Consider the following 19,757-nt stretch of genomic DNA (forward strand, 5'->3'; position numbering starts at 1 on the left):
CTGCAGCCAGCGCGCTGCATTAACTACACAATCAATAGCTTCTAACGCTTGCAGAATAAGCGTTAGAAGCCTTTTTTATGCATAGTCCACTACCTGTATTTGCGCTGCTGCTCAATGCCCTGATCTGGGGTTTGTCATGGTGGCCGTTTCGCCTCATGCATGAGGCCGGACTGCATCCGCTATGGGCCACGGCATCGATGTATGCACTGGTGCTGGCCGGTCTGCTGGCGCTGCGTCCCGCCAGCCTCAGGCAGGCCTGGCAATACCCGGTGCTCCTGTTGCTGGCGGCCAGCTCGGGCCTGAACAACGTGGCCTTCAACTGGGCTGTGACCGTGGGCGACGTGGTGCGCGTCATCCTGCTGTTCTATCTCATGCCGGCCTGGGCCGTGCTGCTGGCCTGGAAGCTGCTGGGCGAAAAGCCCACGCCCATGGCGCTGCTGCGCCTGTTGCTGGCCTTTGGCGGTGTGGTGCTGGTGTTGCTGCCCGCCGATGCCACGCTCTCCGGGCTGTTTGCCGGACTGACCCTGGCCGATGCGCTGGCCGTGTTTGGCGGCTTCATGTTCGCGCTGACCAATGTGCTGTTGCGCCGCTTTCAAGGCATTCCGGCCCAGGCCCGCATGCTGGCCATGTTTGCCGGCTGCATGAGCATGGGCCTGCTGACTGCCCTGACCGCCAGCAGCCTGGGCGCGGTGCCGGGCTTTCCGGCTTTCGACGGCAGCTGGGCCCTGGTGGCACTGGGCATGGCCGTGCTGCTGATGCTGGGCAACTGGGCCCTGCAATTCGGTGCCGCCCATCTGCCTGCGGGCGTGACCTCGGTGGTCATGCTCAGCGAAGTGGTGTTTGCCAGCATCTCCTCCGTGCTCATCGCCCACGAGCAGCTCAGTGCACGCACGCTGGCCGGCGGTGCGCTCATCATGGGCGCGGCATTGCTGGCGTCTCTGGGCCGAAGAAGACAGGCCTGAACAGGCGTCAATCAAGCCCGCAGACGCCGAGCAAAGGCCCGAGCGGCCGCCCCGCTCCGCAGCAAGGGCGTCGTCCCGTTGCACGTCGCCCCTTCCTGGGGGAAGGCGCACAGCGCCTCAGGGGGTCACATCAGCTTCCCCGCCAGGATCAGGTATCCGGGCACCCAGCCCGTGAGCACGCCTTGTGCGATGCACAGCCAGCCCGTGGGGCGTTCAATGCGTTTCCTCAGGGCCAGCAGTGCGAAGAACAAGGCCCAGAGCACGGCCCAGGCGGCCCAGTTGACGCCCATCCACCAGTCCAGCCCCGAGCTGGCGCTGGTCAGCGTATCCAGGGCGACGGGAATGGCTGTGATCGCCACGAACAGGCTGAACCAGCCCAGACCGCGGCCGTCGGCACCGCTGAAGCGATTGAAAGCCACCCAGAGATAGGTGAAGGCGAACAGCAGGGTCAGCGCGCCGCTCTTGATCGATGCAGCGTCGGCCGCCGGGCCGAAGATGCTGGCCAGGCCGATGCATAGCGACACCACCCCGGTGAAGATATTGATGACCCAGATTTCCTTGTCGGCAATCTTGCCCAGCATCCACAGGCCGTTGAGAAACAGCACCGCACCCACATAAAACAGCGACAAACCCAACCACATACAAGCTCCTTGGCTGCAGGCTGGTGCAGCGCGGCGAGGATTGTGGGGCCGTGCGGGGTGGGGCGGAACCCTGGGCGAACGCAAAAGAGTCTTGCGCCATGGGGCGGGAATGGGCTCAGAAACCCTCGTCCCGACCGCCGCGCAGGCGGCGGTACAGCGTGCCGCGCGAGATGCCCAGGGCGCGCGCGGCCTGTGAGACATTGCCGCCATGCTGGTCCAGCGTCTCCCTGATCAGCTGCGCGCTGTGCTCACGCAGCGTCGCCAGGGGCTGTGCCTCGGCGGCGGGCGTTGCTTCGGTGGTTACGAGGCAGGGCTGGTCTTGCACGCTGCTGGTGTCCAGGTGCGATCCAAGGCCGTGCGAGGTTTGCAGATGCGCCTGCATCCAGACGCCCAGGCCGCTGGCCAGGCGCAGCGACGCGGGGCCGGGCTGGCCGCTCAGTTGCAGCAGGCGCGTTAGATCATGGCCCAGCAGTTCCTGCGCGCTGCATGTTGCATGTACGGGCTGGCCGATGAGCTGGGCGGCGGTGCCGTTCATCCAGGCGACGCGGCCATCGGCAGCTACGCCCATCAGCGCCTGCAGCGGCGTGTGCAGCAGGGCCGGCGTCACCTGAAAGCGCAGTACCAGATGCTCGTGCGACTGAGCCTGCAGCAAGGTGTTTTCGATGGTCGTGGCGTACATGCCGACCACGGGACTGGCGTCGAAGCTGAAATGCTGCTCCTCCACCATCAGATTGAGCACCCCGGCCAGGCGGCCGTGCACATCGCGTATGGGTGCTGCCGCGCAGCGGAAGGCGTGCAGTTCGTCGAAATAGTGCTCGCCGTTGGTGACGGTGCATGCCTGGCCGGTGGCGGCGACGATGCCCGGTGCGTTCGTGCCCATGGCCTGCTCGGACATGTTCAGGCCGACCCGCTCGTCACGGGGCCGCATGGATGCCGGGGAGACATGGAGCACGATGCCCTTGTCGTCCGTCAGCATCACGCGCGTGCCGGTGCCCGCCAGGGCCTGCTCCAGGGTCGGGAGCTCGTGCTGCAGTGCCTGCAGCAGGCTGCGGCAGCGCTCCTGCGTGGCATGCAGCCTGCTGGGGCTGACGGGAGCCAGAGCCAGCCGCCGTCCATTGCAGTGCTGGCGCTGGCTGCGCAGCCAGGACTGGATGACCGCCTCGCTGACCAGGCCCGAGGGGCGTATGCCGGCCTCGAAGAACTGGCGGCGAGCCTGCAGGGCCCGCTCCGCCCCGGTGCTCGAAAAGCACTGCTGTAGCGCGTCCATCGCGCGTGGCTCATCAACGTTCATGTCATGTCCAGGCTGTCCGCAGGAGCGGTCAATGTGTTCCGCAATGGAACAGTTCGAGCCTGGGGAAATCCCGATCATGAAGAAAAACAGGCGATACACCATGCTTTGCGGCATAGAAATCACAACAGGAGACCTCGATGGAACGGCTGATCGACAACTCTCATGGGCGGCCCGGTCGCATGGCCTGGATGCTGGCCGCCTGCCTGGGCAGCGCAGCGGCTTTCGCGCAAGCCGACCCCGCGGCGCAGGCTGCGGCCGCCGTGCAGCGCGTCGATGGCGCCTTCATCCGTGCCAATGCCGCCAAGACGCCCGACTGGCCCACCATCGGCGTGGACTATGCCGAGACCCGCTACAGCCGCCTCGATCAGATCAATGCCGCCAATGTCAAGGACCTGGGCCTGGCATGGTCGTACAACCTCGAATCCACGCGCGGCGTGGAGGCCACGCCTGTCGTTGTGGACGGCATCATGTACGTCAGCGCCTCATGGAGCGTGGTGCATGCCATCGACACCCGTACCGGCCAGAGGATCTGGACCTATGACCCGCAGGTCGACCGCAGCACCGGCTTCAAGGGGTGCTGCGACGTCGTCAACCGCGGCGTGGCGCTGTGGAAGGGCAAGGTCTATGTGGGTGCATGGGATGGCCGCCTGATCGCGCTGGATGCCGCCACCGGCAAGGAGGTCTGGCAGAAAAATACCTTCGAGGGGCAGAAGGGCTCGCTCACCATCACAGGCGCGCCACGCGTGTTCAAGGACAAGGTCATCATCGGCAACGGCGGCGCCGAATATGGCGTGCGCGGCTATATCACGGCCTATGACGCCGAGACCGGTGAGCAGAAATGGCGCTGGTTCAGCGTACCCGGCGATCCGTCCAAACCCTTCGAGGACGAGTCCATGAAGCGCGCCGCCAGGACCTGGGACCCCAGCGGCAAGTGGTGGGAGGCCGGCGGCGGCGGCACCATGTGGGACAGCATGACCTTCGATGCCGAGCTCAACACCATGTACGTGGGCACGGGCAATGGCTCGCCCTGGTCGCACAGGGTGCGCAGCCCCAAGGGCGGCGACAACCTGTATCTGGCCTCCATCGTGGCCCTGGATCCCGACTCCGGCAAATACAAGTGGCACTATCAGGAAACACCTGGCGACAACTGGGACTACACCTCCACCCAGCCCATGATCCTGGCCGACATCAAGATCGCCGGCAAGCCGCGCAAGGTCATATTGCATGCGCCCAAGAACGGTTTCTTCTTCGTGCTCGACCGCACCAATGGCAAGTTCATCTCGGCCAAGAACTTCGTGCCCGTGAACTGGGCCAGCGGCTACGACAAGCACGGCAAGCCCATCGGCATTGCCGCAGCGCGCGACGGCAGCAAGCCCCTGGACGCGATTCCGGGCCCCTATGGCGCGCACAACTGGCACCCCATGTCCTTCAACCCCCAGACGGGCCTGGTGTATCTGCCTGCGCAGAATGTGCCCGTCAATCTGATGGACGACAAGAAGTGGGAGTTCAACCAGGCCGGACCGGGCAAGCCCCAGTCGGGCACGGGCTGGAACACGGCCAAGTTCTTCAATGTCGAGCCGCCCAAGAGCAAGCCCTTTGGCCGCCTGCTGGCCTGGGACCCCGTTGCGCAAAAGGCCGCCTGGAGCGTGGAGCATGTCTCGCCCTGGAACGGCGGCACGCTGACCACGGCGGGCAATGTGGTGTTCCAGGGTACGGCCGATGGCCGCTTCGTGGCCTACCACGCGGCCACGGGCGAGAAACTGTGGGAAGCGCCCACGGGCACCGGTGTGGTGGCCGCGCCCAGCACCTATATGGTGGACGGCAGGCAGTATGTCTCGGTGGCCGTGGGCTGGGGCGGTGTCTACGGCCTGGCTGCGCGCGCCACCGAGCGCCAGGGCCCCGGTACGGTCTATACCTTCGTCGTGGGCGGCAAGGCCAGGATGCCGGAATTCGTGGCCCAGCGCGCGGGTCGGCTGCTGCAGGGCGTGAAGTACGACCCTGCCAAGGTCGAGGCCGGCGCCATGCTGTATGTGGCCAACTGCGTGTTCTGCCACGGCGTGCCGGGCGTGGACCGTGGCGGCAATATTCCCAATCTGGGCTATATGGACGCAAGCTATATCGAGAACCTGCCCAGCTTCGTCTTCAAGGGCCCGGCCATGGCGCGCGGCATGCCGGATTTCACGGGCAAGCTGTCGGGCGATGACGTGGAGTCCATCAAGGCCTTCATCCAGGGTACGGCGGACGCCATCCGGCCCAAGCCCTGAAGCCTGCACTTCACCACGCCGGGCCGCTGGTGCATCCGAGCCATGCACCGGCGGCCCCGGATCGCAAACCTCTTCTTTTGACTCGATACCAAGGAAATAGCCTCATGCAAGACCATCTGCAGTTCTATATCGACGGACAATGGGTGAATCCGGTCAGCCCGCGCAGCCTGGACGTCATCAATCCCTCCAACGAGCAAGCCATCGCCCGCATCAGCATGGGCTCGGCCGCCGACGTGGACAAGGCCGTGGCTGCCGCGCGCCGCGCCTTCGAGAGCTACTCGCGCACCAGCCGCGAAGAGCGCCTGGCCCTGCTGGCCAAGGTGCTGGAGGTCTACCAGCGCCGCTATGGCGACTTTGTGCAGACCATCTCGCAGGAGATGGGGGCGCCGCTGTGGCTGTCCAAGGCGGCGCAGGCCGCCATGGGGGTGGCCCATCTGGGCTCCACCATCGAGGTCCTCAAGAGCTTTGCCTTCGAACAGGTGCAGGGCAGCACGGCCGTCGTGCACGAGCCCGTGGGCGTGGTCGGCATGATCACGCCCTGGAACTGGCCCATCAACCAGATCATGTGCAAGGTCGCCCCGGCCCTGGCGGCTGGCTGCACCATGGTGCTCAAGCCCTCGGAGGTCGCCCCGCTCAACGCCCTGCTCGTGGCCGAGGTGCTGCACGAGGCGGGCGTGCCGCCCGGCGTCTTCAACCTCGTCAACGGCGACGGCCCCGGCGTGGGCGAGGCTATGTCTTCCCACCCTGACATAGACATGATGACCTTCACCGGCTCCACGCGCGCGGGCATTGCCGTGGCCAAGGCCGCGGCCGACAGCGTCAAGCGCGTGGCCCAGGAACTGGGCGGCAAGTCCGCCAACATCGTGCTGGACGACGCCAACCTGCAAAAGGCCGTGACCCATGGCGTGCAGGCGGTACTGATGAACTCGGGCCAGAGCTGCAATGCCCCCACGCGCATGTTCGTGCCGCGCACCCTGCACGGGCAGGCCGTGGAGATCGCGCGCAGCGTCGCCGCAGCAGCGACCGTGGCCGATGCGCTGGCCGATGGCATGCACATGGGCCCCGTGGTCAGCGAGGCGCAATGGGGCAAGATCCAGGCCCTGATCCGCAAGGGCATCGAAGAGGGCGCGACCCTGGTGGCGGGCGGCACAGGCCGCCCCGAGGGGCTGGCCCAGGGCTACTTTGTCAAGCCCACGGTGTTTGCCGACGTGAGCAACGACATGACCATCGCGCGCGAGGAAATCTTCGGCCCCGTGCTGGTGATGATTCCCTACGATGACGAGGAAGATGCCATCCGCATGGCCAACGACACGGTGTACGGTCTTTCGGGCTATGTGCAGTCGGGCAGCCTGGAGCGTGCGCGCCGCGTGGCCGCGCGACTGCGCACAGGCATGGTGCACCTCAACGGCGCGGGGCCTGACTTCAATGCGCCGTTCGGCGGCTACAAGCAGTCAGGCAATGGCCGTGAATGGGGCGAGCACGGTTTCCGCGATTTCCTGGAAACCAAGGCCGTCATGGGCTACGGCGCGGCCTGAGCTATTCAAAATCAATAGCTGCTGGTGCCTATCTAATGGGCGCCAGCAGCTTTTTTATTGAATATTCTGCTGGCGGCGACGCGCGCGTTCCAGCTGCTGTGCGACCTGGCGCGGATTCATGCCGTACATCTCGGCGAACTCCTGCTCCGAAGTCTGGCCGCTGAGCTGGAAAGAGCGCAGCAGCGCCTCGTCCTTGGCGGCGCGGGCATCGGCCTCGGCCAGAGCATCTACCACCAGGGCGTTGGTCTTTTCGTCACGACCCTGTACGCGCTCGGCGTATTCCTCGCGCGTGAGACCGGAGGCTTCGTAGGCGACGACGATGCGGTTGCGCAGCTTGGGCGTCAGGTCTTCCTGCGTGCGCTGCTGGCGACGGCGGAAGACTTCGATCAGAGCGTGGTGAACATGCTCGGGCAGCGTGGCTTCCACGGGCTGGCCGCTCAGGTCATGACGCTGCTGGCCGCTGGCCATGGCAGCCAGATAGCGGCCGGAGCGGGTGTGCTGCTGCAGCGCGCTCTTGAGCGCGTCCTTGTCCAGCTCAGGGTGGGCGGCCAGCAGGTCTTCAAAAATGCCGCGCTTGAAGGGCAGCAGTTGCTCGCCAAACAGGGCCGGGTGCCACTGTGCCAGCTGCTCCAGCAAGGGGTGTTGCGGGCGTGCGGCCTGCGGGGCGGCTTTGGCTGCAGGAGCGGGGTTCTGGCGGCCACGGCCACCTCGGCGCGAGCGTGAGCCGGGCTGCGAGTCCTGCACGCTGTGCTGCGATGCCGCTTGCGAGGCTTTCTGCTCTTGTGATTCAGACACGATTTCAGTCATGGCAAAGCCCGTGGGCCTGGGAAAACAAAACTCCCAATCATGCCAGCATTGCAAACCGCAGTGGCATGCGGGGGTGTCAGTCGGTGGCCAGCGCCTGATCCAGCAGCTCCACCCAGTGCATGACCGGGACCTCGGTGCCGTTTTGCAGATGGACGATGCAGCCCATATTGGCCGAGAGAATCGCTGCGGGCTTTTCGGGCGCGAACGGCTCGTCCAGTGCGGCGATCTTGCGGTCGCGCAACTGGTGCGAGATTTCGGGCTGCAGCACCGAGTAGGTGCCGGCAGAGCCGCAGCACAGATGGGATTCGGTGCGCGCCACGCGCAGATCGAACCCCAGCTCGCGCAGGCCCGCTTCCACGCCGCCACGCAGTTTCTGCCCATGCTGCAGCGTGCAGGGCGGGTGATAGGCCACAGGAGCCCGGGGAGCTGTGATGCGGTCCTTGAGCTTGTCCACCAGCTCGGGCAGCATGTCGGGCAGCAGTTCGCTGAGGTCGCGGGTCAAGGCGCTGATGCGCGCGGCCTTGTCTGCGTATTGCGGCTCCAGCCGCAGCAGATGGCCGTACTCCTTGACGGTGACACCACAGCCCGAGGCGTTCATCACGATCGCCTCGACCTCGCCGCGCTCCACCAGCGGCCACCAGGCGTCGATATTGGCGCGCATCTGGGCCTTGCCCCCGTCCTGGTCGTTGAGGTGGAACTTCACCGCACCGCAGCAGCCCGCCTTGTCGGCAATCACGGTCTGCACGCCCACGGCGTCCAGCACGCGGGCCGTGGCGTAATTGATGCGGGGCATCATGGCCGGCTGCACGCAGCCTGCCAGCAGCAGCACCTTGCGCGCATGCTCGCGCACGGGCCAGGCACCGGCATCCTGGACGGTCGGTATTTTTTCGCCCAAAGACTCCGGCAGCAGGCCTTTCACGGCGCGGCCCAGCTTCAGTGCGGGGGCGAACAGCGGGGAATTCATGCCCTCCTTGAGCAGCCAGCGCTGCAGCTTCTCGCCCGTGGGTCGCTCGACCTGCTCATCGACGATCTTGCGACCGATGTCGACCAGGTGGCCGTACTGCACGCCGCTGGGGCAGGTGGATTCGCAGTTGCGGCAGGTCAGGCAGCGGTCCAGATGCAGCTGCGTGGCCCGCGTGGGCGTCTGGCCTTCGAGCACCTGCTTGATCAGATAGATGCGGCCGCGCGGGCCGTCCAGCTCGTCGCCCAGGGTCTGGTAGGTGGGGCAGGTGGCGGTGCAAAAGCCGCAATGCACGCATTTGCGCAAAATGGCTTCGGCTTCCTGCCCTTCGGGCGTGGCACGGTATTCGGGCGCGAGATTGGTTTGCATGGGGTGCTGTCCTTGTTCTTACCAATGCGCCGAGAGGCGGCCTACATTGAGAATGCCGGCGGGGTCGAATGCCTGCTTGAGCCGGGCATGCAGCTGTGCCGATGTGCGGCCTGCGGGGCTGGCCTGTGCATGAACATCAAGATCGCTGTTGGCGCTTGTCTGATTGGCGTCCTCGGCTTTGAAAAGAGAAGCGGACCCGCCGGCTGCCTGCGCGAGTTGCTGCAAAGCTGCTGCGGCCGAGCGCGGGGCCTGCACCCAGCGCTGAGCTCCATGCCAGTCGATGAACGGGCCTGCTGCACCTTGCGGCAATGGCAGCGGCGCTGCGGTCGCAGGAACGGACAGACGCCACAGGCAATGATCGGCAGCGCGCTGCTGGAACCAGGGCAGGTTCAGATCGCGGCTGGCGTTCCAGTCGGCGGCAACGGCGTCGCTGTCCAGCCGCTGGCCACCCAGGCGCAGGGTGGCGGCCTGAACGGCTGCGCGGGCGCCGCGCAGTCGCAGATACAGCGTGCCCTTGCCGTCTTCTTCCAGCCAGTTGCTGGCATTGAGCGGCAGAGGCTGGCCGCCCCAGTGGTTGAGCCAGTCCAGCGCCTGCTCCTGGCTGCAGCTATCAAAGCGCAGCGTGGCCTCGGCCGGAGCCATGGGCAGGACCTTGAGGCTGATCTCGGTGATCAGGCCCAGCGTGCCCCAGCTGCCCGTCATCAGGCGCGAGACGTCATAGCCGGCCACATTCTTCATGACCTGGCCGCCGTAGCGCAGCAGCTCTCCCTGGCCGTTGATCATCTCCAGGCCCAGCACGAAGTCGCGTACTGCACCCACGCTGGCACGCGACGGGCCGGACAGGCCTGCGGCGACCATGCCGCCCACGGTGCTGCCCTCGCCAAAGTGCGGCGGCTCGAAAGCCAGGCACTGGCCTTGGCTGGCCAATGTTGCCTCCAGCTCGGCCAGCGGCGTGCCGGCACGAACGGTCACCACCAGCTCGCTGGGCTCGTAGCTGACGATACCGCTGAGCGCGCGCGTGGACAGCGGCTCGCCCTGCAGACGCAGGCCGTAGAAGTCCTTGCTGCCGCCGCCGCAAATGCGCAGCGGGGTCTTGTCACTGGCAGCGGCGCGAATGCGCTCGCTGAGCTGATTGATTTGGCTGGTGGCTGAATCCATGGCCTGCATGGTAGCCGGGGCGCCCCTTGGGCAGGAAGGCCTGGTCTTTGATTTTTTTGAAAAGCAGGCGTGAATAAAAAAGCCCCGCAGTTCGCACTGCGGGGCAACGTAATGAAACTGAACTTGCGAAGAGCCTGCCGCTTAACGGGTGTAGGCCACCTCACCGTGAGAAGTGATGTCCAGGCCCTGGCGTTCGGACTCTTCCGAGACACGCAGACCCACGGTCAGATCGGCAATCTTGTAGGCCAAGAAGGAGACCACGCCGGACCAGACGATGGTCACCAGCACGCTCTCGACCTGCACCCACAGCTGATGCGCCATGTTGTAGCCCTCGGGCTCGATACCGCCCAGGCCCTTGGCGCAGAACACGCCGGTCAGGATGGCACCCAGGATACCGCCGACACCGTGGACGCCGAACACGTCGCAGACGTCGTCAACCTTGAGCAGATGCTTGAGGCCGGACACGCCCCAGAAGCACAGAGGGCCGGCGATGATGCCCATGACGATGGAGCCCATGGGGCCGACGAAACCGGCGGCGGGCGTGATGGTCACCAGACCGGCCACGGCACCCGAGGCAGCGCCCAGCATGGAGGCCTTGCCGCGCAGCAGTGCTTCGGCCACGATCCAGGAGATGGCAGCAGCGCCGGTCGCCAGGATGGTGTTGATGAAGGCCAGGCCGGCAGCGCCATTGGCGGCACCGGCAGAGCCGGCGTTGAAGCCGAACCAGCCCACCCACAGCAGCGAAGCGCCCACCATGGTCAGCGTCAGGCTGTGAGGGGGCAGGGCTTCCTTGCCGAAGCCGATGCGCTTGCCCAGCATGTAGGCACCCACCAGACCGGCCACGGCGGCGTTGATGTGCACCACGGTGCCGCCCGCGAAGTCCAGCGCGCCATCGGCACCCAGCAGACCGCCGCCCCACACCATGTGGGCCATGGGGATGTAGCTGAAGGTGAACCACAGCACGGAGAACACGATCACGGCCGCGAACTTGATGCGCTCGGCAAACGCTCCCACGATCAGCGCCACGGTGATGGCGGCGAAGGTGGACTGGAAGGCCACGAACACGTATTCGGGGATGGTCTTGAGCATGGACGACAGCGTGTCAGGCGTGATGCCCATGAGGAACAGCTTGTCGAAGCCGGCGAAGAACTTGCCTTCGCCGCCAAAGGCCAGCGAGTAGCCGTAGATGGCCCACAGCACGGTGATCAGCGAAAAGATCACGAAGACCTGGGCCAGCACGGACAGCATGTTCTTGCTGCGTACCAGGCCGCCGTAGAACAGCGCCAGGCCGGGGATGACCATCAGGATCACCAGCATGGTCGAGGTCAGCATCCAGGCGGTGTCACCGGCGCTCAGGGTGGGAACGGCCTCGGCCGCTGCTTCGGCCACAGGTGCTGCGGCGGCGGCAGCCGTTGCAGCTTCCTGGGCAAAGCCTGTGGCCGAAGCAGCCAGCAGGCCCAGTCCCAGGCCTGCGCTCAATAATTTCTTGATCATGGCAATCTTTCTCAAAACGGTTCCAGAGAGACTGGGCCTTTACAGGGCCGCGTCGCCGGTTTCTCCTGTACGGATACGGATCGACTGCTCCAGCGCCTGCACAAAGATCTTGCCGTCGCCGATCTTGCCGGTGCGGGCTGCGCCCTCGATGGCGTCGATGGCGGCATCGACCAGATCGTCGGCAATAGCGGCCTCGATCTTGAGCTTGGGCAGAAAGTCCACCACATACTCGGCACCGCGGTACAGCTCGGTGTGACCCTTTTGACGACCAAAGCCCTTGACTTCGGTCACGGTGATGCCTTGGACACCGATTTGGGAAAGTGCCTCACGCACTTCGTCGAGCTTGAAGGGTTTGATGATGGCGATCACCATTTTCATGACGGGCTCCTGAAAAATTAGAAAGTCTTGGAGAGCGTCAGAATCAGACGCGCCTTGTTCACATCGCCGAAGTAGGCCTTCTTGTTGGCGCCGGTCACCGCTGCTGCTGCAGAGAAGCCGTCGCCCAGGTCATAGGCACCACCCAAGCTGTAGTCCACATAGTTGGGAACGCCCAGGTCCTTGATGTCGCTGGAAAAATGGGTGTAACCAACTGATGCTTTCAGTGTCACCTTGGGCATCACTTCCTGGCTGTAGGAGAACTGCAGATATCCGGTGTTGCGGCCCTTGAGACCCGAACCCGCCTTGGCGCCGGCCCAGCCGAAGTAATCCTTGGACACCGTATGCGAATACTTGGCCGTGAACGGGCCGTAGGTACCGGCGCCGTAGATCTCGGTGGTGTTGCCGTTGGCATTGCCCGAGTACACATAGGTCAGCATGCCCACGTCCCAGTCCACATCGGCGGCCTTGAACTTGTAGCCGCCGTAGAAGTCGGTTTCCAGCGAGTTGCCGGGCAGCCAGTCCACGGAGGAGTTCCAGTTGCCCACGTAGAAGCCGCTGTCGCCGAACGTGTAGTCAAAACCGCCTTGCAGCGCGGGCTTGACGGCCTTGGTGCGGCTGGCGTCCTGGTCCTGACCACGGAACTTGTAGTTGGTAGTCAGGGCAACGTTGGCGGAGAGCTGGGCATGGGCCCACATGGGGGCGACAACAGCGCAGGCCAGGGCGGCAGTCTTGGCGAAAGTCTTGAAACGGCTTGCAGCGGGACTAGGCATTCAGGGTTCCTCCGGTTTGAAAATTTCGTGGCAAAAATCTCGGATGAACTCTCAAAGCACAGACCGTGCCAGTCTCTGTGGCTGCTGCCGGGTGGTCCGCCGCTCATGCTCTGAGAACAGGCGCCGGGCCATAGCTGCCAGTACAAAAAGCTACGAGTTTTCACAATCACTGAGCGCATCTTTCGCCACCTGGGTGCTGGCCGAAATCCATTGCACCAAGATGGTGCGTTTTTGCGATGCACCGCCATGGCTCTGCTTTTTGCCGGGTTCTTGCACCAATCAGGGGATTGGGAAGTGAGTGCGTGCTCTTTGTCTGGGCGCTGACAAGGAAAAAGCCCATCGGCTAGGCGATGGGCTTGGGGGTTGGCTGCAATTCAGAAGCTGGCCTGGGGCAGGTCTGCCTTGGTGAACACCAGCGAGACCTTGGCTTCCTCGGGAATCGGCGGCAAGTCCTGATTCCAGTGCTCCCAGGCGCTGCGCAGCTCGGCCAGTTTCCGGGGCTCACGGTCACGCAGATTGGCGCGCTCACGCGGGTCGTTGCCGATGTGGAACAGGTACTCGATGCCCTCGATCTGCAGATATTTCCAGTCGCCGCGTATCAAGGCCTTTTGCTCGCGGTGTTTCATGCGCCAGGCCAGGTCGCGCTCGGGCATCCAGCTCTGGTCCTGCATCAGGGGCAGCAGGCTGATGCCGTCCAGCGGATAGTCGGCATCTGCCGATACGCCGGCGGCGGCCAGGAAGGTGGCCGACCAGTCCATGGTCAGGCTGGGCGTGTCGCAGACGGCTCCGGCCGTCATGCGCGCCGGCCAGCGTGCCAGCAAAGGCACGCGGATGCCGCCTTCGAGCAGGTCCATCTTCTGGCCCACGAAGGGCCAGGTATTGGAGAAGCGCTCGCCGCCGTTGTCGCTGGTGAAGACGATCAGCGTGTTCTCGCTCATGCCTTTTTCCTCCAGCGCATCCAGCAGCCAGCCTATGCCTTCGTCCATGTGATGGATCATGCGCTGATAGGTGTCGATGGAGCCGCCGTCGATATGCTTGCCCATGCCTTGCAGGCGCTCGGATTCGGCGCGGTCCTCGCGCGTCAGCCAGGGCCAGTGCGGCGCGCTGTAGTGCAGCGAGAGGTAGAAGGGCTGGTCGGCCGTCTGGCGCTTGACGAAGTCCACGGCGCGGCGGCTCAGCAGATCGGTCAGGTAGCCGTCTTCGGCATGCGGCTCCTCGTTGAGCCAGAAGTCGGGGCGTCCGCGCGGGTCGCAGTGGGCGAAGTAGTCGGCGCCGCCGGCATGAAAGCCGTAGAACTCCTCGTAGCCCGACAGGCGCGGGCCGAAATGTGGCGGGTAGCCCAGATGCCATTTGCCGACCAGGGCCGTGGCGTAGCCAGCATCGCGCAGCAGCGAGGCCACCGTGGGGTGATCGGGCGGCAGGCCCAGCACCTTGTCGCCATGCACGCTGGCGATCGGCTCCTCGGCCGCACCGCGCAGGCGGTACTGCCAGCGGCCCGTGGCCAGCGCAAAGCGCGTTGGAGAGCACACCGACGAGTTCGAGTAGCCGCGCGTGAAGCGCAGGCCCTGGGCCGCCATGGCGTCCAGGCGCGGCGAGACATCGGTGGCGTTGTTGTGCGCATCGCGCGCACCGGTGCAGCCCAGGTCGGCATAGCCGAGGTCATCGGCCAGGATGAAGATCAGATTGGGACGGGAGTCGGTCATGGGAGAGCGGGGAACATTCAAAAACAGGAGCTTCTATCGCTTGTTATGCAAGGATTCTGAATAGATTTGATGCTGAAAATGTTTGGCGGCAAGCGATAGGCGCTCCTCAAATATCAGGGCTTGAAACCCGAGCGCTGCACCACCGGCGCCCATTGCGCGCGGTAGGCCTTGAGCATTTTTTCCGTGTCCTGCGCACTGCTGACCACGGGTACCAGGTTGGAGGCGGCGAACTTGTGCTGCGTGTCGGTTTCCTTCATCACCTCCTGCACCAGCTGCGACAGGCGCTGCACCGTGGCCGGCGCCATGCTCTGAGGGGCGAACAAGGTATTCCAGCCCGTGCCGACCAGGTTCACGCCCAGCTCCTTGAGCGTGGGAATGCCGGGCGCCATGGTGCTGCGGCGCTCGCCCGAGGTGGCCAGCACGCGCAGCTTGCCTGCTTCGTGCTGGGCAATCTGGGTGTCGAAAGTGTCCACGGCAATGGGGATCTGCCCGCCCATCAGGTCGGTGAGCAGCGGGCCAGAGCCCTTGTAGCCCACGACCTCGACCGGCACCTTGGCGGTCTCGCCCAGCATCAGTGCGAAAAAGTGCGGCAGGCTGCCCGTGGCCGGCACGCCGAAATTGGCCTGCTGCGGATTGGCCTTGAGCCAGGCCAGCAGGTGCGACAGCTCCTTCACGGGCACGGCGCTGGCCACGGCCAGGCCGAACTCGTAGCGGTTCACCTCGCTGATGGGGCGGAAGTCCTTTTCCGGGTCGTAGCCGGAGTCCGGAAACACCAGCGGCGCCACCACCATCACGGCGGGATTGGCCAGCAGCACGGCGGGCTGGGAGGCGGGCGCGTTCTTCACGTACTGGGCCGACAGACGGCCGCCCGCGCCGGGCTTGTTTTCCACGATGACCGGGCTGCCCAATCGGACCTGCAGCCGGTCGGCCACGATGCGTGCCACGCGGTCGGTGGCGCCGCCGGGCGGATAGCCGACCACCATGCGCAGCGGTGTCTTGTTGGGAAACAGGGCATGGCTCTCCTGGGCCTGCAGCGCGCCGCTGCCCAGCAATCCAGCGCTCAGGCCGAGCCCTGCCGCGAGCTTGCCGAAGATTCTTCTTTGCATCGTCATGTCTCTCCTGGTCTGTGATCCGCGCTGCGGTCTCACGCCATTGCTGATGGGAAATTGGGCAGTGTAAGTGCGTGCCGGCAGCGGCCTCAATCGGGTTTCAGATTGATCTTGCGGGCCAGCGCTTCCCATTTGCCCGAGATCTCGCGCACCCTGGCCTGGGCCTGCTCGGGGCTGCTGCCCACCATCTCGATATCCACGGACCTGACCCGCTCCTGCTGTTGTGGCGAGCGGATGGCGGCATCCATGGCGGCGAGAAAGCGCTTCTGGATCTCGGCAGGAACACCCTTGGGCGCCGCCAGCAGCAGCCAGTAGGTGCCGTCGAAATCGGGGTAGCCCGACTCGGCAATCGTGGGCAGCGCCGGCAGCAGGGGCGAGCGCGTGCGCCCCGTGGTGGCCAGCGCGGTGACCCGGCCGCTCTGGATCTGGGGCAGCACCGTGGGTGCGGCCAGGAAGCCGCAGTCCACCTGGCCGCCCATCAGATCCTGCATGGCCGGTGCCGGCCCCTTGTAGGGCACATGCACCATCTTCACGCCGGTTGCCGACAGCAGCGACTCCATGACCAGGTGGCCGGGCGAGCCCGCGCCGCCCGTGGCATAGGTCAGCTCGCGTGCCCTGGCGGTCTCCAGCATGTCCTTGACGGACTTGAAGCCGAGGCCGGGGGTGCAGATCAGGGTCTGCGAGAACCTGGCGGCGGCATTGAGCACCACGATGGCATCGCTGGAGTAGCCGATGTTCTTGTAGATATGCTTGTTGACGGTGAGCACCGGGTCCATGGTCCACAGCCAGGTGTAGCCGTCGGCCGGGGCGCGGGCGACCTCGGCAGCCCCGATATTGCCGTTGGCCCCGGCCCGGTTTTCCACGATCACGGGCTGTCCGAGCGCCTTCTGCACGGCTGCTGCGAGCGGGCGCACGGCAATGTCGGAAGGGCCGGCGGGCGGCGTGGGAACGATGATGCGTATGGGCTTGGCGGGCCAGCTGTCGGCAGCATGGGCAGCCGGCAGCAGCAGCGCTGCGGCCGCCAGCCCGGCCAGAGCGCTGCGGGCGATACGGGTGCAAGGCATGGTGTCTCCTGTCGTTTTCTTTGCAGCCACTGTAAGCAGTGACTCGATAATGGATCTAATCCATCATTCCTAGAGAAAACCCACAACACCCATGACCAAGGTGCAGAGCCACCCCTGGCGGCAGCCGTCCGAGCTGGACGATCTGTTCCTCTACCATCTGGCCCGACTGATGAGCTCGACCGGGACCATGGTGGTGCGCCTGTGCGAGGGCGGCTTCGGCATCACCCGGCGCGAGTGGCGCATGATCGGCCTGCTGGCCACCAAGGGCGCCATGCAGCCCTCTGGGCTCGCAGAACTGGCGCAGCTCGATCGCACGCGCACCTCGCGGACCATCTCCACCCTGATTGCCAAGGGGCTGCTGCACAAGCAGGGCATGGCCGGCGACGGGCGCCAGGCCATGGTGCAGCTGACGGCCGCCGGGCTGGCGCTGCACACCCAGCTGTTTCCGCAGATACAGGCGATCAACCAGGAGCTGCTGAGCGATTGCAGCGATGCCGAGCTTCAGGTGTTGTCGCAGGTGTTCGAGCGCGTGCGTACCAGGGCGGCGCTCATGCAGGAGCAGGGCAGCTTTCCCAAGGCCGAACGACGTCGTGGCCGGGCCGCGGGCAAGCAGCCCGCCCGCGATGACGCCACCGGCTGACGGCCTGTGCACACCCCTATTGCCTGTTTGAGCCGCCCGCGCATACGCTAGGCCCTACAGTCCGGCTGGAAAGGGAGGGGCGTGATGGGTCTGGCTCTGGTTCAAAGTCGTGCCCTGCTGGGCCTGCAGGCACCGGCCGTCACGGTGGAGGTCCATCTGGCCAACGGACTGCCTTCGTTCACGCTGGTGGGCCTGGCGGATGTGGAGGTCAAGGAGGCCCGCGAGCGCGTGCGTGCAGCCATTGTCAATGCGGGGCTGGAGTTCCCGAACAACAAGCGCATCACGGTCAATCTGGCTCCGGCAGATCTGCCCAAGGACTCAGGCCGCTTTGACTTGCCGATAGCGCTGGGAATTCTGGCGGCCAGCGGGCAGATCGATGCACAGCGGCTCGCCGATTATGAGTTTGCAGGAGAGCTGTCCCTGACAGGTGCCCTGCGCCCGGTACGCGGAGCCCTGGCTACGGCGCTGGCCTTGCAGCGTCAGCAACAGCGCGTGCGGCTGGTCCTGCCGCCAGACAGTGCGCTGGAGGCCGCTTTCGTGCCGGCTATCGAAGTCTTCGGCGCTGTGCATCTGCTGGATGTGGTCAGGCAGTTCATCGCGCATGACGCCGCCCCGTCGGAGCAGGGCGATGGCGTGGAGGGCTGGCAGCGGGTGCACTCCAGACCTGCTGAAGCTTCTTTGCAGTCGCTGGATCTGCGGGAGGTGCGCGGCCAGATGCAGGCCAAGCGTGCTCTTGAAATTGCAGCTGCCGGAGCTCACGGCGTCTTGATGATCGGCCCTCCGGGTTCTGGGAAATCAATGCTGGCCCAGCGCTTTGCGGGTTTGCTGCCCGGCATGACCGATGAGGAAGCCCTCGAAGCCGCCGCCATTGCCAGCCTCAGCGGTCGTTTCACGCCGCAGTTGTGGCGTCAGAGGCCGTTTGCCGCTCCCCATCACACGGCCAGCTCCGTCGCGCTGGTCGGCGGCGGCTCGCCGCCGCGGCCCGGCGAGATTTCATATGCCCATTGCGGGGCGCTTTTTCTCGACGAGCTGCCCGAGTTCGCGCGCAGTGCCCTGGAGGCCCTGCGCGAGCCGCTGGAGACCGGGCGCATCACCATCGTGCGGGCCGTGCAGAGGGCGGAGTTTCCGGCTCGTTTCCAACTGGTGGCAGCCATGAACCCCTGCCCCTGCGGCTACTGGGGCTCGCGCGTGAGGGCCTGCCGCTGCTCCCCCGACCAGGTGGCACGTTATCAGGCACGCATCAGCGGGCCCTTGCTGGACCGTATCGATCTGCATGTGGAGGTGGCGGCACTGTCGCCCGAGGAGCTTCTGGCTGCGCCCGAAGGGGAGAGCAGCGCTGCCGTGCAGCAACGCGTGAGTGCAGCCAGGGACAAGGCCTTGCTGCGCCAGGGCCTGCCCAATCATCAGTTGCAGGGGGTGCAGCTCGACACGCATCTGCAGCTGGAGCCCGAGGCGCTGACCTTTGCGCACAAGGCTGCAGCGCGCCTTGGCTGGTCGGCACGCGGCACGCACCGGGCCTTGAAGGTGGCGCGAACCATTGCCGATCTGGCGGACTCGGATGCCATCACGCAAGCCCATCTGGCCGAGGCATTGCAATACCGCCGCGCACTGATGCAGCCGTGATGTCCTGCCGCCCTCAGGCGGCAAGAGCCAGTGCCACGGGCTGTGCCTGTGTGGCATGTGGATGGACACCCAGTACCTGCGCAAATGCATGCAGTGCCGGCGACCAGCCTTGTACGGCAGCAGTCACAAAACAGGTGTCGACAAAGGCCAGCTCCTGCCCGCTCTTGCCGGGCAGCGTCATCCAGTGCACGCCAAAGCGCTGCTGCTGGGCTTCGACCAGCGAGCGCGACAGCAGTGCATAGCCCATACCGGCGGCCACGCAGCCGAGGATGGTGTCCAGCATGCCCAGCTCCATGATGCGTACCGCCGTCACACCCATAGAGGCCATCAGCAGCTCGATCCGCTGGCGATAGCTGCAGCCCTGGCGAAAGGCCAGAAACACGGCGCTGCTGAACTCTGCGGCGGTGGGGAAGCGCGTCAGCGGCTGTCCGCTGACCAGCACCAGCTCTTCGCGGAACACGGGCCAGGATTGCAGCTCGTTTTGCGGTGCGGCGCCGTTGATGAAGGCACAGTCGATGCGGCCGGCCGCCAGCTCCATCAGCAATGCGGCGCTGGGCTGGGCGTCCAGTTCCAGGTCGATATCCGGATGCTGCTTGCGCAACTCGGCCAGCAGTGGCGGCAGACGCAGGGCAGCCGTGGTTTCCATCGAGCCTATGCGCAAGGCGCCCTTGACCTGTCCGGCTGCAAATTGCCGGGCTTGCAGCATGGCCAGCACCTGGTCGTGCGACTGCAGCATCTGCCGCGCAGACTCCAGCAGCGTGCGTCCGGCCGGAGTGGGAAAGACCGGGCTGGCCCGCATCAGCAATTGCACGCCTGCTTCGTCCTCGAGCTTTTTGATATGGGCCGTGACATTGGATTGCACGGTGTGCAGCCGCTGGGCAGCGGCACCAAAGCTGCCGCTTTCGCAGACGGCTTCAAACATGCGCAGGGATTTGAGTTGCATTGCGGCTCCAATATCTTGAATTGAGATGCAAGTCATCATTTTGAA

General features: G+C 65.3%; 17 protein-coding genes. 5 read left to right on the forward strand and 12 right to left on the reverse strand.

What is annotated here, in order from left to right:
• Positions 1 to 77: 77 nt before the first annotated feature.
• Positions 78 to 962, forward strand: coding sequence for a DMT family transporter (locus tag NOX35_RS00985; RefSeq protein ID WP_256495427.1), 885 nt, complete (start codon positions 78 to 80; stop codon positions 960 to 962).
• 125 nt (positions 963 to 1,087) lie between these two features.
• On the opposite strand, the gene NOX35_RS00990 is transcribed toward NOX35_RS00985, so the two are convergent.
• Positions 1,088 to 1,603 (reverse strand): AmiS/UreI family transporter, encoded by a 516-nt coding sequence (locus tag NOX35_RS00990; protein WP_256495428.1) that lies wholly within the window; start codon positions 1,601 to 1,603, stop codon positions 1,088 to 1,090.
• Positions 1,604 to 1,718: 115 nt separating this feature from the next.
• Positions 1,719 to 2,870 (reverse strand): helix-turn-helix domain-containing protein, encoded by a 1,152-nt coding sequence (locus NOX35_RS00995; RefSeq protein WP_256496872.1) that lies wholly within the window; start codon positions 2,868 to 2,870, stop codon positions 1,719 to 1,721.
• 161 nt (positions 2,871 to 3,031) lie between these two features.
• On the opposite strand from NOX35_RS00995, the gene NOX35_RS01000 reads away from it, so the two are divergent.
• Together NOX35_RS01000 and NOX35_RS01005 are read left to right on the forward strand one after the other, a co-directional pair.
• The gene (locus NOX35_RS01000; protein WP_256495429.1) at positions 3,032 to 5,158 is read left to right on the forward strand and encodes a PQQ-dependent dehydrogenase, methanol/ethanol family; all 2,127 of its coding nucleotides are present in this window, start codon (positions 3,032 to 3,034) and stop codon (positions 5,156 to 5,158) included.
• A gap of 104 nt (positions 5,159 to 5,262) precedes the next feature.
• A complete protein-coding gene (locus NOX35_RS01005) occupies positions 5,263 to 6,693 on the forward strand; it encodes an aldehyde dehydrogenase family protein (protein ID WP_256495430.1) in 1,431 nt (476 codons plus the stop codon).
• A gap of 54 nt (positions 6,694 to 6,747) precedes the next feature.
• Here NOX35_RS01005 and NOX35_RS01010 read toward each other — a convergent pair whose 3' ends face one another.
• From NOX35_RS01010 to NOX35_RS01050, 9 genes are all read right to left on the reverse strand, one after another.
• Positions 6,748 to 7,500 carry a ProQ/FinO family protein gene (locus tag NOX35_RS01010; RefSeq protein WP_182285290.1) on the reverse strand — a complete coding sequence of 251 codons (753 nt, stop codon included), beginning with the start codon at positions 7,498 to 7,500 and terminating at the stop codon, positions 6,748 to 6,750.
• A gap of 76 nt (positions 7,501 to 7,576) precedes the next feature.
• Positions 7,577 to 8,830 (reverse strand): glycolate oxidase subunit GlcF, encoded by a 1,254-nt coding sequence (glcF, locus tag NOX35_RS01015; RefSeq protein WP_256495432.1) that lies wholly within the window; start codon positions 8,828 to 8,830, stop codon positions 7,577 to 7,579.
• Positions 8,831 to 8,848: 18 nt separating this feature from the next.
• Positions 8,849 to 9,997 (reverse strand): glycolate oxidase subunit GlcE, encoded by a 1,149-nt coding sequence (glcE, locus tag NOX35_RS01020; protein WP_256495433.1) that lies wholly within the window; start codon positions 9,995 to 9,997, stop codon positions 8,849 to 8,851.
• Positions 9,998 to 10,129: 132 nt separating this feature from the next.
• Complete coding sequence (locus tag NOX35_RS01025) at positions 10,130 to 11,482, reverse strand: ammonium transporter (protein ID WP_182285294.1); 1,353 nt, start codon at positions 11,480 to 11,482, stop codon at positions 10,130 to 10,132.
• Positions 11,483 to 11,521: 39 nt separating this feature from the next.
• On the reverse strand, positions 11,522 to 11,860 hold the full coding sequence (gene glnK, locus NOX35_RS01030; protein WP_003059648.1) for a P-II family nitrogen regulator: 339 nt from the start codon (positions 11,858 to 11,860) through the stop codon (positions 11,522 to 11,524).
• 17 nt (positions 11,861 to 11,877) lie between these two features.
• The gene (locus tag NOX35_RS01035; RefSeq protein ID WP_182285295.1) at positions 11,878 to 12,630 is read right to left on the reverse strand and encodes a TorF family putative porin; all 753 of its coding nucleotides are present in this window, start codon (positions 12,628 to 12,630) and stop codon (positions 11,878 to 11,880) included.
• Positions 12,631 to 13,004: 374 nt separating this feature from the next.
• Positions 13,005 to 14,333: a sulfatase gene (locus NOX35_RS01040; protein WP_182285296.1), complete on the reverse strand. Its 1,329-nt coding sequence runs from the start codon at positions 14,331 to 14,333 to the stop codon at positions 13,005 to 13,007.
• Between the two features lie 113 nt (positions 14,334 to 14,446).
• On the reverse strand, positions 14,447 to 15,439 hold the full coding sequence (locus NOX35_RS01045; protein ID WP_256496873.1) for a Bug family tripartite tricarboxylate transporter substrate binding protein: 993 nt from the start codon (positions 15,437 to 15,439) through the stop codon (positions 14,447 to 14,449).
• 92 nt (positions 15,440 to 15,531) lie between these two features.
• Entirely contained in the window at positions 15,532 to 16,506 is a 975-nt protein-coding gene (locus NOX35_RS01050) for a tripartite tricarboxylate transporter substrate binding protein (RefSeq protein WP_256495435.1), read from the reverse strand.
• Positions 16,507 to 16,597: 91 nt separating this feature from the next.
• Between NOX35_RS01050 and NOX35_RS01055 the strand changes: the two genes are divergently transcribed.
• Complete coding sequence (locus tag NOX35_RS01055) at positions 16,598 to 17,146, forward strand: MarR family winged helix-turn-helix transcriptional regulator (protein WP_182285298.1); 549 nt, start codon at positions 16,598 to 16,600, stop codon at positions 17,144 to 17,146.
• 84 nt (positions 17,147 to 17,230) lie between these two features.
• Positions 17,231 to 18,769, forward strand: a complete 1,539-nt coding sequence (locus NOX35_RS01060) for a YifB family Mg chelatase-like AAA ATPase (RefSeq protein WP_182285299.1) — start codon at positions 17,231 to 17,233, stop codon at positions 18,767 to 18,769.
• A gap of 13 nt (positions 18,770 to 18,782) precedes the next feature.
• Here the strand turns inward: NOX35_RS01060 and NOX35_RS01065 are convergent, their stop codons facing one another.
• On the reverse strand, positions 18,783 to 19,712 hold the full coding sequence (locus NOX35_RS01065; RefSeq protein WP_256495438.1) for a LysR substrate-binding domain-containing protein: 930 nt from the start codon (positions 19,710 to 19,712) through the stop codon (positions 18,783 to 18,785).
• Positions 19,713 to 19,757: the final 45 nt, after the last annotated feature.

Origin of the sequence: Comamonas sp. C11, from assembly GCF_024496285.1 — a bacterium.
GTDB classification, from domain to species: Bacteria; Pseudomonadota; Gammaproteobacteria; order Burkholderiales; family Burkholderiaceae_C; genus Comamonas; species Comamonas testosteroni_F.